A 12,592-nucleotide genomic window follows, 5' to 3' on the forward strand; every position below is an offset into this window, starting at 1 on the left:
GCCATTTCATGCCTATTACAAATTATCCTGATTATATGCAGCCGGCAGGGAAAGCTGGACAATTATCTAGTTATCAAGATTACACAGCGGACACATACGCTGTTGAACAAACAGTACCATTTGGTGCAGCAGTACAATTAAACGCAACAGGCACAGCAATTAAGCCTATTGCCACTGGTGGCACAGTAATCGGTATTGCTTTAGCTCAAAATATCCATGATTGGGTAGAAAAGAAAGACGATCAAAACTATCCAGTAGGTGAACCGGCAGCGATTGTTAAGCGTGGCCGGATTTTTGTTGTGGCAGGCGGTGACGTCATTAATGGTCAAGCTGTTACAGTGGACCCAACTACTCAAAAATTCACTGTAGATGGGGAAATTGGCATCAACGGTGCAGTATTCAAAGCCAATGCCTCAGCAAATCAATTAGTCGAAATCGAAATTAACTTACCATAAGGGGGAAACTTTACATGACAATTCAAGCATATCGCGGAGATGCTTTAATCCGCCCACAAGACTTAAACGCAATTGATAAGCGTGTCTATGAACCACACGCATCAGAGTTAAAGGCTCGATCTATTTTTTCTTTAAAAACTGATATTCCAGCAGGTGCGAAAACGTATAGCTATGATGTTTTAACACGTTCAGGCGCTGCTAAAATTCTAGCTCCGGGTGCAACTGATGTGCCTTTAGTAGATGCGGATTTAACAGAAGAAACGGTGAAAATCTATTCCATTGCTGCAGCTTTTAATATTTCTATTTTTGAAGTACGCGAAGCTGAAATGGCAGGACGCCCGATTGACGTCACAAAGGCAGATACAGTACGTAAGGCAATTGCCGAGAAAGAAAATCAGGTTGCTTTTTCAGGTGATAAAAAACATGGTATTAAGGGATTAACAGATTCCGTAGGCATTCAAGTGTATGCAACTCCACAAAATAATGGAGGTACTTCAACAAAATGGGCTGATAAAACAGGTGAGGAAATCATTGACGACATTATCGAAGCAAAATCAAAAGTCGATATGTTAAACGGCCATGAGGCTGATACTTTACTTTTAACACCTGAAGCAAAGAAACAACTTCAAAAGAAAGTGTATAACGAATTTACGAAGCAAACTGCTCTTCAATATCTACAATCAGAAAATATGTTCAAACGTATCGAAACAATTAATGATTTAAAAGGTAAAGGTTTAGCCAATACTGATTGTTTCGTAGTTCTTGATTCTTCTCCTGACGTTGCGGAACTAGGTATTCCGTTAGATATTACACGTCATCCGCAAGAATACGCATTCCCGAATACCAAAGTACCTTTTGAAGAGCGTACTACAGGCTTAATCATTCGTTATCCAATGGCTATTTGCCGTGCGGATGGAATTTAAGGGGGAATAATTGATGTTAGTTCAAAACAAAGGAAATCACTCCTATACTGCCAACGGTTTAACGCTTAACCCAGGTACAAATAAAGTGGATGAGAAGGATTTTGAACGTTTTCTTACTCATCCATTAATGAAGCACCTTGAATCTAAAGGTGAATTTGCCTATGATAGCGAAAAAACAAGACCAACAGCAAAGGACACGATTGCAATGATTGAAGATGCATTTGATATTGAAATGTTGGAGGCCTTAAAAGAAGAAGAGGACAGAAAAACTGTACTGGATGCTATTGATAAACGCATTTTAGAATTGAAAAATCCCGAAAAATAGGAGGGATTCACAATGTTATTAACTTCAATTGAGCGTATTCGTATGCTTAGTGATGAATTTACTTCTATATCTGACGAACGATTAACAATGTGCATTGAGGATGCTTCCCTTGAAGTGTCCTCTTTGCCTGTTCCAGAGTTATATCAAGAGCGTTTAGCACGTTACTTAGCTGCTCACTTAGTAGTTTTAAGTGTAGCCAAGGACCAATCCGTAATCCGTGAAAAAGTCGACGTGATTGAACGTCAATACAGTGATCCGAACAAAAATATTGGTTTGCTTGGAACAAAATATGGTCAAGAATATCAACGAATTATGGATGAGTTGGCTGATCAATTAAAACCAAAGAAATCAATTAATTTGGTGGTGCTGTAATGTGTAGTGTAAGGATAAGGGGTACAAATCGTATTCCTCAATTAATTCAATCATTGAGTGAATTAGCAGGGTATGAGATTGAAGTCGGTATTTTTGGGAGTGATGACTCTTTTTATGCCATGATTGCAGCTGTACATGAGTTTGGTATCACCATCCGTAAAGAAAGAGGTGCCATAGTGATTCCTGAACGTTCTTTTTTGAGGTCTACATTTGATGAAAAGAATGGTGAATGGGCCAAATTCGTGAAAAAACAACTACCTAAACTATTGGATGGACAAATGAACGCTCGTACTATTTGTGAACGATTGGGGGCAAAGATGGTAGGGGATATTCAAAGGAAACTCACACAATTAGATGATCCGCCTAATGCTCCGTCAACAATCGCTCAAAAAGGGTCTAGTAATCCATTAATTGATAAAGGTGGTTTACGTATGAGAATCACCTACAAGGTGGTGAGTCGTTAATGCCAGAAAAAATGTTATTTGCATCCGTAATTCATGATCAAGGAGTACCCTTTATTGCTCATTTACAGGATGAGGGTGGTTATGTAGACGGTGAATGGGCAGAAGGCAAAGAAACACCTACAGAATTAACGGGAATCATCCTTCCTCTTAGCAACGATGACTTAAAATATGCTGAAAACGGTACTTATACCGTGAAAGAAAAGAAATTGTTAACAGTTGATCACATACCGGAAGGCACAAAGGTTGAGTACAATAACCAAAAATACGCTGTACAAGCTTTCAAAGACTTTTCAGCTTATACAGATGTGAATATTTACTTGATGAGGTGGCGAGAAAAGTGGATTTAATTAAATTAATTCGCAAACAGCTCTCGGACGACACTGATTTAACAATTATAAGGGCAGATCAAACAGGTGATATACCAAAATTACCTTATGCCACTTATAAAGTAATAGGTGACCGCAAAGGAGTAGGGCAAGTAGATGTATCCCACGTTAATAAGCCTGATGCCTTATCAGAAACTCGAATACAAGAACGCAATGCAACTATTTCTTTTAACACTTATGGAACTTCGCATGATAACGCTTTTGAAGTAGCTACTCAACTTCGGAAGTGGTTTGAGTGGCGAGGTTCTTTATTTTTAGATGAAATCAATGTTGCCATTGTAAATCTAACTGATGTAACAAACCGTACTACCTTTTTGTTAGATTCCTATGATGAAAAGTGGGGATTTGATGTAATCATTCGTTATCTTGATATTGAAGAACACGATATTGATTACTTCGACAAAGTAGAAGTAGAAATGAAATTAGGAAGGTGATTAAATGCGCTATGTTGATGTGCAAATTTCAAGAGAGACAAAGCCGATTTCTGAAAAAGGTTTTGGATTATCATTGTTATTAGCGACTAGTAAAGCTATAGATTACAAGGAATATACAGGGATAGAAAGTGTAGCAGAGGATTTTGAAGAAACAACAAATGAATATAAATTACTATCTCGTATGTTTGGTCAAAATCCGAGGCCAGCGGAAATTGCTGTTTTTGGTGTTGCTTATGATTCAGCAACGGCAGAGCCAACTGCCTTAATATCATCTCTAAACGAATTAATTAAAACACACAACGACTTCTATTATGTTGTAAGTCCAGAGCAAGGAGATGAGGAAATCACTGCCTTAGCTGAATGGACTAATACTAAAGATAAAATTTATGGTGCTACAACGTCAAATGTTGAGCTAGCTGAAAAGTTAAGAGGATTATATGATAATGCATTCCTTGTAGTTCATGATCAACCTAATACGTATGTAGCTGAAGGGCTTATTGGTGTTTGTGCACCAAAGAAAATTGGGGCATACACATGGACATTCAAAAATGTACAAGGTGTACCTGCTGTAAAGTATGACAATACAATGATTAATCGTATTCATGCTGCAAACGCTTCTACTTACATTAATGAAGCAGGGTTGTTATTGAACTCGAAAGGGGTAGCAACTAGTGGTGAGTTCATTGATGTTATTCAAGCAACGCATTATCTTAAAGCACGTATGGCTGAAAGCGTATTTAGATTGCTTGCATTGAGAGACAAAGTTCCAGGTACCGATACAGGTATTGGTTTAGCTGTTGCAGAGGTGGAAAGCGTACTTGCTTCGACAGTAGAAAATACAACAACTGGAGAAGGCATTATTGCCCGAGATGACGCAGGTAATCCAATGTATACAATAACTTTTCCTAGAAGGAAAGATATTCCAAAAAATACCCTAGCACAACGTATTTTGCCCGATATTCAATGGACGGCTACTATTTCAGGAGCGTTCGAAAAAGTGCAAATACGTGGTGTATTAACTGTTTAAGGAGAGGTTTAGATGGCAGAAACTTTTAATTTTAAAGACACTGTAGCGATTGTTGGTGGCATAATCCTTACTGGTTTTATGGATGGCACTCCAATCGAAGCTGAGAAGAATGAAGATACATTTAGTCAACATGTAGGCGCTGATGGTTCTGTTACTTACAATGAATCAGCAGACGAAACAGGTACCTTCACATTTACATTAAAACAAGATTCAAGTGTAGTACCTATGCTAGATGCGTTATTAAAATCAAAGGAATCATTCAATGTGTCACTAAATGATGCTAAACGTAAGAAACGTGTGAACGGTTTAGATTGTCGTTTTGCGAAGAACCCAAATTTTTCCCGTGGAGCAGAAGTAGAAGGCGTCGAATACACGATTTTAGCAGCACAATATAAGGAGGATTAATTCAAATGGCATTTACACCAAAAACAAAAGAATTTACGTCAACAGCCGGTAATGATTACACATTCCAAAATGTACCTAATTCAAAGCAAGCTGAAATTATGGATGAGGGTACAGGATTACATGGGAAAGTTCTAAATTCAAGAATGATGCCCCTTATGCTAAAGCATGTGGTAGTTATTCCAAATGAATTAAACATGGATGATTTTGAAACATGGGAGGAGTTAGAGGAGGTCACTAACGCAGCCTTTAACTTTCTTCGAACAGGAAAGTAATAAAATAAAAAATCTTTCAGGGATGCAAAGCATCCCTTCTTTTTATGAAAAAGCAGCAGGCGAAAAATGGTGGAAGTACGTAATTGGGTATCACTATAAAATTGATCCACATTCGGTGGAAGATTGGGATAACGATACTATTTTAGAAACACTCGCATCCTTAAAAATGCTAGGGGTGATCAAATGAGTAGCGCTATGCGTGACATGTTTGTAGGTATATATTTCCGCGATGAAGCAACAGCAACCTTACAACACTTAAATCAGGTCATGGATAACATTGAGGATGAAATAGTTAGTGTTGGCCAAGGATTAACACATACAGCACAAGGTTTTAACCATTTCGGTCAAACAGGTCATACAGCTTCACAACACGTTGCAAACGGATTAAATACTGCTGAAACAGAGGCCGGACAATTAAATCAAGAAGTACAACATGTTAGCAAAACATTAAATGGTTTTAAATCAATGATGCGTGGTCTTGTAGGGATTGTTGCAGGTGTTTTTGCTGTTAATAAGGTTAAAGAGTTTGGATTAAGTGCAATTGAAGCAGCCGCAGGTTTCCAAGCAATGGATGCACAATTTGAGCAAGTTTTCTCGGATGCACAACAACATGCATCTGAGGGACTGAATAAAATTGCAAAAGATACTGGGATGCTACCAGAAAGGCTTAAAGGTAGTTTCACTCAAATAGCAGCGTTTGCCAAAACAACTGGAGCGGACACTGCAGATGCTTTGTCTTTAACAGAGCGAGCGACTTTGGCTGCTGCCGATAGTGCTGCATTTTATGACCGATCTATTGAAGAAGTAATTGAAAATATGCAATCATTTTTAAAAGGGAACTTCGAAAATGATGCGGCATTAGGTATTTCAGCAACAGAAACTACACGTAATGCTAAAGCAAATGAACTGTATGGTAAATCATTCACTAAATTAAGCGAATCCCAAAAGCAACTAACTTTAATGGCCATGGTTGAGGATGGTAACAAATTGTCAGGGGCGATGGGACAAGCATCACGTGAAGCAGATGCTTATGAAAACCAATTAGGGAATTTAAAGCAATCTTGGACGAATTTAAAAGGGAAAATTGGTGGCCCACTCTTACAACCATTTGTTGATGGTATGGCTTCTACGTCACAGTGGATCGAAAACCTAGATACTGATAAGTTAGTCAGTAAAATAGATCGAGTAGTTTCTTTTGTGGGTACAGCTAAAGATACTTTCATGTCATTGGTTAATGGTTCAGGTAATGTATCCAATTTATGGCAAAATTTTGGTCTACCTAAAGAGACTAGTGATAATATCGCTTCATTTGCAGACACAATGAGTAGTACAGTGGCTGTGGGAATTAACGTTGCAAGTGTTGCCTTCGATGGTTTTAAAACTGGAGTTAGTTGGCTTATACAAAATAAAGAATTAGTAATAGCTGCCACAGCGGGTATTGCGGGTGGTTTTGCCGTAATGAAAACAATCTCATTTGTAAAAACAGCATTAGATTTATTTAAAGCCAGTACAATTGCCTCTACTTTTGCTACCCAAGGCTTTAACGCAGCTTTGAGAGCTAATCCAATAGGAATGGTTGTGACCGCCGTCGGTCTACTAATTTCTGGAGGGATACTGTTATATCAAAATTGGGAGACCGTTAAAACAAAAGCTATACAACTATGGCAAGTTATTGATAACAACCCTATATTATCTTTTTTAGCAGGACCTATAAAAGGGTTGATTTCTGCAGGTATCACAATTTATAAAAATTGGGACACGATAACTAGTAATTTCAATAAATTCAAAAATGCTATCACAAATTTTAAACTCCCAAAATGGGTTTCATCAATTGGTAGTACTATAGGCAAAGCAGCCGGTGCAGTAGGTAATTTTATTAGTGGTTCTCATGCTACTGGGCTTGAACGTGTACCTTATGATGGCTATGTGGCTGAACTGCATAAAGATGAATCTGTTTTGACTGCAAATCAATCGAATATGTTACGTCGTGCTGGGATTTTAAGTCAAGGTAGTTCCGGTACTCCAGAATTAAATATAGATAATAATGGCGGTTCTACTACAGGGATACCTCAGGCCACTAATGTTGAAAGTGGAAACAACGCTTCTAATAGTGGTGGTGGACATCAATTTAATTTTTATATTTCAGGAACTAATGCCATCGATATTGGCCGAGAAGTACGTGAAATCATCAGTGATATTATTGATACAGAAATGCAAACAACGTAGGGGGGGCATGTAATGCCATATATTAAGGATGTTTTAATTGATGTTATTACGAAGGTATCTATGCCAGAATCTTCAACAGCTACGGAGCATGCACTTGAAGATGGTGAGCAGATAACTGACCATGTGAAAAGCAACCCTACAACAATTTCATTGACGGGTGTAATTCTTGATGGTACTGAAGCAAAAGTCTTGAAGTTACGTCAATACCGAGAAAAAGGTGTTATTTTTGATTTTGATTACATGACATCATTAAAACATGTAATCATTACTGATTTTAACCGCGATTATGAAGCCAAAATTAAAGACGGCTATGCTTTCACAATGACTCTGAAACAAATAAAAGTCGCTAAAGTCGGTAAGTTCGTAAGTGTTTCTATCCCAGTTAAAAAACAAACAAAACCTGTAACAAAAAAAGGGCGTCAGCAGACGAAAAAGACACCTACTACAACAACAAAATCCAATAAAGAGAAATATACAACACCACCTAAGAGTTCATCAAGTGGTGGTTGGGCAGCAATGGAGGGGCGTAAGTAATGGATGAATATATTGACATTGATAAAAATGAGATACCTTATTCCTTTGAAATAGAGTTAGCTGGTGAAGTATTTGAAATTGAAATCAACTACAATCAAACACATGATTTTTTCACTGTGGATCTATTCAAGGATGATGGTGTTTTGGTTATTGGAGAAAAACTAATCCTTAATCGCCCTTTGTTCAGAAACCATGTCAACATAGAATTGCCAAAAGTACAAATAATTCCTAAAGACCGAGCTAATTCAGTTACTCGTATTACCTACGATAATCTGAACGAGACGGTCTTTTTGTACGTGGTAGGTGAATCAGATGAGTAATTTATATATGCGTAAAACTACATTTTTAGTGGGTGGCAGAGAAATTACAGATCCATTAACTATTAAATTTAGTGTTCCTTTTGGTGATAACGAAAAAGTTGATACAATTGATATCCAAGTTTACAACCTTAAAGATGAAACCATTAATTCTATTTCTACTAATCAAGCAGCTATTTTAAGTGCTGGTTACATTGATGATAATGGAGTGATTTTTAGTGGTTCACTAAAGAAAAAAGAAACGAAGTGGGAAGGGCTAGATAAAATCACAACATTCAAATGCATTGATTGTAGTTTGGACTATACAAACGGTGTTGTAAAACGGACATACGGACGAAACACCCATGCATCACTTATATTGCGAGAATTGGCTCGAGATGCAGGTCTTGCGATTGGTGATATAGATTTACCAATCGACTTTATTTATCGTTCTGGCAAAACTCTTAATGGAAAGATTAAGTTTCAAATTGCTGAAATTGCGAAAGATTGTAAGGCAAAACAGTATGTAAATAAAAATCGACTTTATGTACGTGATCGAGCTAAAGGTGACAAAATAGGGCTGGATATATCGAAAGAAACTGGCTTGATTGATGAACCGGAGGAAGTCGAAGAGGAAGTAAAGGATGAGAAAAAGTCTAAATCCAAGAGTCCAAAGAAGAAAAAGTTAAAAGGCTACAAAATTAAGTTGTTGTTAAATCATAAAATCACAACAGATGTCATTATTAAACTTACATCTAGAAAAGTTAGTGGAGTATTCCGTGTATCAAAAGGTGAGCATAAGGGGGATACGTCTGGAACAGAGTACTATACGGTATGTGAGGTGGTGCCAGTATGACGAAAACATCAATGACACAATTCGTGAGTGAAAACATTGAGGAAAATTTGATGAATATGAATACATGCCTAATATGCGAAGTACTTGAAATAGACATGAATTTGTATAAAGCTGATGTTCTTCCTAAAAATGATCCAGAAGCAACGCCAATTTTAGATGTGCCTATAGCATTTCATCAAACAGACCAATTTACTATTCAAATCCCATACAAAAAAGGAGACAAAGTGCTCGTTGTATGCTCACAAGCTGATATTGATCCAATTATGTTTGGTGGAGGAGAAGCTTCTAGTCGCTCATTTAGTGCTGACGACGCTCTAATAATAGGTGGCCTGAATCTTTTTAACACACCGATACAAAATGAACATCCTAATGACGTAGTAATTGGTTCGAAAGATTTCTCTACAAAAATAGTTATAAATGAAGTTGGAGAAATAAGTATAAAATCTTCTAAGTTTAAAGTCGAAGCTGATGATATAGAGTTTGTTGGTGGTACTATCACTGCTAATGGTGAAGATTTAACTACTGATTTAGTGTAAGGGGGGATTACATGCATACCCTTAAATATAACGATAATGGAGATTGGGTGCTAAACGAGCTTGTATATGGTGATGACCAGTTAATTCAAAACTATAAGCAATTATTACGGACCCGAGTAACAGAATGGATGTTTGATGATTTCCATGGTTTTAGACGAGATGTAATCGAAAAAAAACTACCGAATAAAAAGGAAATTGTACAAGCTATGCACGATTGCTTGTATCAAGAACCTCGAACAGCAGAGGTACTTAGTGTGGAATATGAATTTAATCGTATTAAAAGGTTTTTATCTATTAACTTTAGAGTTCGTACTACAAATGGCAAGGAGATAGGAGGGGAAGCAGTTGTTAACCAAATATGGGTTTAAAAGAATGCGCACAGCAGATTACTTACCGATAATTCAAGAGTTAGCAAGAGAATTGTTTGGTGAGGATGCTGACCTATCAGACCTTACTCCTTTAGGAAAATTTATTTATCTGATGGCACAGCAAAAAGCTGAAGATAATGAGGAACTCGAACAAGTTTATAATGCTCGTTTTGTTGATACATCAGAAGGAGCATCATTAGATGCTAATGTTAAACGTGTAATTACTCGCAAACGGTGGACTAAAGCAACTGGTGAGGTCATTGTCAATTTAGACAAAGGCGCAAAGATTAATATAGGTGATTTATTTCGAACAAAGTACAATGTGTATTTTAAAGCGTTAGAGGCCATAGACGCTATTGAAGACGGAAGCTACCGTGTAAGTGTAGGGGCCCTCGAATATGGCGTTATAGGTAATGTAGAACCTAATGATATTTCTATTATTGTAAATCCTCAATCAGGCATCAATTCGGTAACGAATCAAGATGCTTTTTTTAATGGTCAAGATGAAGAAATGGACGAAAAATTACAAGATCGTTATTACGAATCATTGGGAAAGCTAGGCTCTAGGCGTGTTGAATCTATTGAAGCGAATGTACTTGATGACGTTGAAGGAGTACGTGCTGCTGTTGTGATTGAAAATGACACAAATGTTGAAGATGCAGATGGCCGCCCTCCAAATTCGTTCGAAACGGTGGTATTAGGTGGCCTAGATGAAGACATTGCAATGGCTATATTCCGTAAAAAGGGCGGAGGAATTCGTGCATATGGGTCAACTGTTTTTACCTATACAGACAACAGAGGTATTGTGCATGAAATAGGTTTTACACGTGCCTCAACCGTCAGTGTATATGTAAGGGTATATATCAAAAAAAATAACCAATTCCCAATAAACGGTGACGATTTAGCCGTTGCTCATATTGTTAAATATATTGGCGGAACATACAATGACGAAGTTTATCCAGGTGTAGGCATGAGTAAAGATGTTGTTTGTACGAAAGCAGAAGCTCGTATTTCATCAATTGATGGAGTTGATGATGTAAGAGTAGAGTTTTCAACAGATGGAGTTACTTTTGAACCACATAATGTAGTCATTGCATTTCCTGAAGTTGCAGAAACTGATGAGAGTAAAATTGAGGTGATGAACCTTGTCTAATCAACGATTGCAGACATTACTTGATCGGATGCCTCGCCAATATGCAAGGGATGAGGATAGTAATAACTATAAACTCCTAAAGATAATTGCATCTAATAGTGTTGAAAACTTAGCTATACAACAGACCATTTTAAAGTATTGGGATGTAGATCAAGCTGAGGGGTACGGATTAGATAGACTTGGGAAAGATGAGGGCATTTCTCGTGGTAGCTGGGACGATGAGGAGTATCGCAAAATGATAAAAATACAGTGTCTCCTCAATCTATCCGAGGGTGACATTGAAACAATGAATCAAATCATGGATGCTTATATGGGTCATGATTTTATTGGCTTTGAGGAAGGTTGGCGAGAGTTTGAGCCAGCTACATTGTTACTTAATGTCCGTGCATCTGCTAAAACAATACCTGATTCCTTAATCAAGAAAATAAAGGTTGCTGGAGTTGGAATTTATATTTTTTTAAATGAATTAAATGAATTTTTGATACTTCACGGTGGCACCTATGCATGGCAAATAAACCATAAAATTTGTGGCCGTTTTAAAACAGCAAGAACTCATGGTGCACTTGGAAATGAAGTATTAATTGTTTCAAATAATGCTTATGGTTTCATTATGAACAATCGAGTTTGTGGAAGATTTAGAGCAGGAGGTGTGAGGAGTTGAACGAAATACAGCCTTTGATGATAGATTTAACTCAACAATTTTTAAGTAACCTTGTTGTAGGTGCAAAGATAACGATTGATGGAGTCGTTTATGACAAAGAAATCTATCATACTAGCACAAAGTATGGATTAAGAAAGTATGTGAAATTAACTCTGGAACAAGGCTTGGTTACACGTGCTGCTTTAGTAGATAGTTATGGGCGTGAATTGTATGTAAAAACAATGAACTATCAAAAAGGTTCACAGGGATATGTTATCGCATTTCCTCTACAACTCGAGGTGAAGGAAGTGAAAGTAAGTGAGTAAACTAATGAATGGTGAAATACCTTTAAATTTCAAAAAGAATCCCTATGAGCGTACCCAATGGCATGATGATATTAAAGATCCAGTCACAGGCGAAATTATAGATGATGGAACACCGTTCATGTCAGAGTTTGCAAATAACTTTGAGTGGGGAATTTTTAACGCATATCGCTTTATGATTGAAATATATCGGCAAATGGAGCGTATGCGTGTGCAATTGGAATTGGACGGGCGAGTACCTGGGAACTCTGGGACATTTGCAGATGTTTTAGATGGCAGCTCAAACAAAATAAGCTTGGATAAAGCCTTAACGGACATTATTGAGGCTGTTGAAATAGGCACAACTACTTTAAAAGTGGCTAGTATGGATGGTTTTACACCATTTACACAAGTCACTATTTTTGATGATGAACACATTGAGGACGTTGTGATCACTGAGGTAGGAACAAACACTATCAAGGTGCAAGCTTTGAAAAATGCGTACAAAAAAGGGGCTAAAGTGGCTCGTAGTAATGTAGCAATTGACATTGTGAATGCTGAAATGGGCGTAGGAGATTGGCAAACATATAGCGTTGAATTGGTGGAGGTGGTTTAAGA

Annotated in this window: 21 protein-coding genes; all 21 read left to right on the forward strand. The window is 37.4% G+C overall.

What is annotated here, in order from left to right; genetic code table 11:
- The first annotated feature begins 8 nt into the window (after nucleotides 1-8).
- From BFM98_RS10865 to BFM98_RS10960, 21 genes are read left to right on the forward strand one after another with little or no spacing between them, the layout of a single operon-like run.
- Nucleotides 9-455, forward strand: coding sequence for a structural cement protein Gp24 (locus tag BFM98_RS10865; RefSeq protein WP_066037351.1), 447 nt, complete (start codon nucleotides 9-11; stop codon nucleotides 453-455).
- Nucleotides 456-469: 14 nt separating this feature from the next.
- The gene (locus BFM98_RS10870; RefSeq protein ID WP_066037352.1) at nucleotides 470-1,378 is read left to right on the forward strand and encodes a DUF2184 domain-containing protein; all 909 of its coding nucleotides are present in this window, start codon (nucleotides 470-472) and stop codon (nucleotides 1,376-1,378) included.
- Between the two features lie 13 nt (nucleotides 1,379-1,391).
- Nucleotides 1,392-1,703 carry a hypothetical protein gene (locus BFM98_RS10875; RefSeq protein WP_066037353.1) on the forward strand — a complete coding sequence of 104 codons (312 nt, stop codon included), beginning with the start codon at nucleotides 1,392-1,394 and terminating at the stop codon, nucleotides 1,701-1,703.
- A gap of 12 nt (nucleotides 1,704-1,715) precedes the next feature.
- Nucleotides 1,716-2,075 (forward strand): DUF4054 domain-containing protein, encoded by a 360-nt coding sequence (locus BFM98_RS10880; protein ID WP_066037354.1) that lies wholly within the window; start codon nucleotides 1,716-1,718, stop codon nucleotides 2,073-2,075.
- The gene (locus BFM98_RS10885) at nucleotides 2,075-2,539 is read left to right on the forward strand and encodes a hypothetical protein (protein ID WP_066037355.1); all 465 of its coding nucleotides are present in this window, start codon (nucleotides 2,075-2,077) and stop codon (nucleotides 2,537-2,539) included. The genes BFM98_RS10880 and BFM98_RS10885 overlap by 1 nt, the downstream gene beginning before the upstream one ends.
- Nucleotides 2,539-2,886, forward strand: coding sequence for a hypothetical protein (locus BFM98_RS10890; RefSeq protein ID WP_066037356.1), 348 nt, complete (start codon nucleotides 2,539-2,541; stop codon nucleotides 2,884-2,886). The genes BFM98_RS10885 and BFM98_RS10890 overlap by 1 nt, the downstream gene beginning before the upstream one ends.
- Complete coding sequence (locus BFM98_RS10895; protein WP_066037357.1) at nucleotides 2,877-3,359, forward strand: phage neck terminator protein; 483 nt, start codon at nucleotides 2,877-2,879, stop codon at nucleotides 3,357-3,359. Before BFM98_RS10890 ends, BFM98_RS10895 begins: the two co-directional genes overlap by 10 nt.
- Before the next feature lie 4 nt (nucleotides 3,360-3,363).
- The gene (locus BFM98_RS10900; protein WP_066037358.1) at nucleotides 3,364-4,386 is read left to right on the forward strand and encodes a DUF3383 family protein; all 1,023 of its coding nucleotides are present in this window, start codon (nucleotides 3,364-3,366) and stop codon (nucleotides 4,384-4,386) included.
- Nucleotides 4,387-4,398: 12 nt separating this feature from the next.
- Nucleotides 4,399-4,791, forward strand: coding sequence for a phage structural protein (locus BFM98_RS10905; RefSeq protein ID WP_066037359.1), 393 nt, complete (start codon nucleotides 4,399-4,401; stop codon nucleotides 4,789-4,791).
- A gap of 5 nt (nucleotides 4,792-4,796) precedes the next feature.
- Nucleotides 4,797-5,063: a hypothetical protein gene (locus BFM98_RS10910; RefSeq protein WP_066037360.1), complete on the forward strand. Its 267-nt coding sequence runs from the start codon at nucleotides 4,797-4,799 to the stop codon at nucleotides 5,061-5,063.
- Nucleotides 5,064-5,085: 22 nt separating this feature from the next.
- The gene (locus BFM98_RS23965) at nucleotides 5,086-5,250 is read left to right on the forward strand and encodes a hypothetical protein (RefSeq protein ID WP_175400748.1); all 165 of its coding nucleotides are present in this window, start codon (nucleotides 5,086-5,088) and stop codon (nucleotides 5,248-5,250) included.
- Nucleotides 5,247-7,289, forward strand: a complete 2,043-nt coding sequence (locus tag BFM98_RS10915; RefSeq protein ID WP_066037361.1) for a phage tail tape measure protein — start codon at nucleotides 5,247-5,249, stop codon at nucleotides 7,287-7,289. The genes BFM98_RS23965 and BFM98_RS10915 overlap by 4 nt, the downstream gene beginning before the upstream one ends.
- A gap of 12 nt (nucleotides 7,290-7,301) precedes the next feature.
- Entirely contained in the window at nucleotides 7,302-7,823 is a 522-nt protein-coding gene (locus tag BFM98_RS10920) for a phage baseplate protein (protein WP_066037362.1), read from the forward strand.
- On the forward strand, nucleotides 7,823-8,143 hold the full coding sequence (locus BFM98_RS10925; protein WP_066037363.1) for a phage baseplate plug family protein: 321 nt from the start codon (nucleotides 7,823-7,825) through the stop codon (nucleotides 8,141-8,143). Before BFM98_RS10920 ends, BFM98_RS10925 begins: the two co-directional genes overlap by 1 nt.
- Nucleotides 8,136-8,975 carry a phage protein gene (locus BFM98_RS10930; RefSeq protein ID WP_066037364.1) on the forward strand — a complete coding sequence of 280 codons (840 nt, stop codon included), beginning with the start codon at nucleotides 8,136-8,138 and terminating at the stop codon, nucleotides 8,973-8,975. Before BFM98_RS10925 ends, BFM98_RS10930 begins: the two co-directional genes overlap by 8 nt.
- On the forward strand, nucleotides 8,972-9,511 hold the full coding sequence (locus tag BFM98_RS10935) for a Gp138 family membrane-puncturing spike protein (protein WP_066037365.1): 540 nt from the start codon (nucleotides 8,972-8,974) through the stop codon (nucleotides 9,509-9,511). Before BFM98_RS10930 ends, BFM98_RS10935 begins: the two co-directional genes overlap by 4 nt.
- Before the next feature lie 11 nt (nucleotides 9,512-9,522).
- Nucleotides 9,523-9,879 (forward strand): contractile injection system sheath initiator, encoded by a 357-nt coding sequence (locus BFM98_RS10940; RefSeq protein WP_066037366.1) that lies wholly within the window; start codon nucleotides 9,523-9,525, stop codon nucleotides 9,877-9,879.
- Entirely contained in the window at nucleotides 9,857-11,032 is a 1,176-nt protein-coding gene (locus tag BFM98_RS10945) for a baseplate J/gp47 family protein (protein WP_066037367.1), read from the forward strand. Before BFM98_RS10940 ends, BFM98_RS10945 begins: the two co-directional genes overlap by 23 nt.
- Complete coding sequence (locus BFM98_RS10950; protein ID WP_066037368.1) at nucleotides 11,025-11,693, forward strand: hypothetical protein; 669 nt, start codon at nucleotides 11,025-11,027, stop codon at nucleotides 11,691-11,693. The genes BFM98_RS10945 and BFM98_RS10950 overlap by 8 nt, the downstream gene beginning before the upstream one ends.
- The gene (locus BFM98_RS10955) at nucleotides 11,690-11,998 is read left to right on the forward strand and encodes a hypothetical protein (RefSeq protein ID WP_066037369.1); all 309 of its coding nucleotides are present in this window, start codon (nucleotides 11,690-11,692) and stop codon (nucleotides 11,996-11,998) included. The genes BFM98_RS10950 and BFM98_RS10955 overlap by 4 nt, the downstream gene beginning before the upstream one ends.
- A complete protein-coding gene (locus BFM98_RS10960; protein ID WP_066037370.1) occupies nucleotides 11,991-12,590 on the forward strand; it encodes a hypothetical protein in 600 nt (199 codons plus the stop codon). Before BFM98_RS10955 ends, BFM98_RS10960 begins: the two co-directional genes overlap by 8 nt.
- The last annotated feature ends 2 nt before the right edge of the window (nucleotides 12,591-12,592 follow it).

It is taken from the genome of Lysinibacillus sp. AR18-8 (genome assembly GCF_001705465.1).
Classification (GTDB): domain Bacteria; phylum Bacillota; class Bacilli; order Bacillales_A; family Planococcaceae; genus Lysinibacillus; species Lysinibacillus capsici.

Excerpts from the sequence above, each read along its gene's own strand:
- BFM98_RS10865 (WP_066037351.1), top strand. The coding sequence starts at position 9 with ATGCCTATTACAAATTATCCTGATTATATGCAGCCGGCAGGGAAAGCT.
- BFM98_RS10870 (WP_066037352.1), top strand. The coding sequence starts at position 470 with ATGACAATTCAAGCATATCGCGGAGATGCTTTAATCCGCCCACAAGAC.
- BFM98_RS10875 (WP_066037353.1), top strand. The coding sequence starts at position 1,392 with ATGTTAGTTCAAAACAAAGGAAATCACTCCTATACTGCCAACGGTTTA.
- BFM98_RS10880 (WP_066037354.1), top strand. The coding sequence starts at position 1,716 with ATGTTATTAACTTCAATTGAGCGTATTCGTATGCTTAGTGATGAATTT.
- BFM98_RS10885 (WP_066037355.1), top strand. The coding sequence starts at position 2,075 with ATGTGTAGTGTAAGGATAAGGGGTACAAATCGTATTCCTCAATTAATT.
- BFM98_RS10890 (WP_066037356.1), top strand. The coding sequence starts at position 2,539 with ATGCCAGAAAAAATGTTATTTGCATCCGTAATTCATGATCAAGGAGTA.
- BFM98_RS10900 (WP_066037358.1), top strand. The coding sequence starts at position 3,364 with ATGCGCTATGTTGATGTGCAAATTTCAAGAGAGACAAAGCCGATTTCT.
- BFM98_RS10905 (WP_066037359.1), top strand. The coding sequence starts at position 4,399 with ATGGCAGAAACTTTTAATTTTAAAGACACTGTAGCGATTGTTGGTGGC.
- BFM98_RS10910 (WP_066037360.1), top strand. The coding sequence starts at position 4,797 with ATGGCATTTACACCAAAAACAAAAGAATTTACGTCAACAGCCGGTAAT.
- BFM98_RS23965 (WP_175400748.1), top strand. The coding sequence starts at position 5,086 with ATGCAAAGCATCCCTTCTTTTTATGAAAAAGCAGCAGGCGAAAAATGG.
- BFM98_RS10915 (WP_066037361.1), top strand. The coding sequence starts at position 5,247 with ATGAGTAGCGCTATGCGTGACATGTTTGTAGGTATATATTTCCGCGAT.
- BFM98_RS10920 (WP_066037362.1), top strand. The coding sequence starts at position 7,302 with ATGCCATATATTAAGGATGTTTTAATTGATGTTATTACGAAGGTATCT.
- BFM98_RS10925 (WP_066037363.1), top strand. The coding sequence starts at position 7,823 with ATGGATGAATATATTGACATTGATAAAAATGAGATACCTTATTCCTTT.
- BFM98_RS10930 (WP_066037364.1), top strand. The coding sequence starts at position 8,136 with ATGAGTAATTTATATATGCGTAAAACTACATTTTTAGTGGGTGGCAGA.
- BFM98_RS10935 (WP_066037365.1), top strand. The coding sequence starts at position 8,972 with ATGACGAAAACATCAATGACACAATTCGTGAGTGAAAACATTGAGGAA.
- BFM98_RS10940 (WP_066037366.1), top strand. The coding sequence starts at position 9,523 with ATGCATACCCTTAAATATAACGATAATGGAGATTGGGTGCTAAACGAG.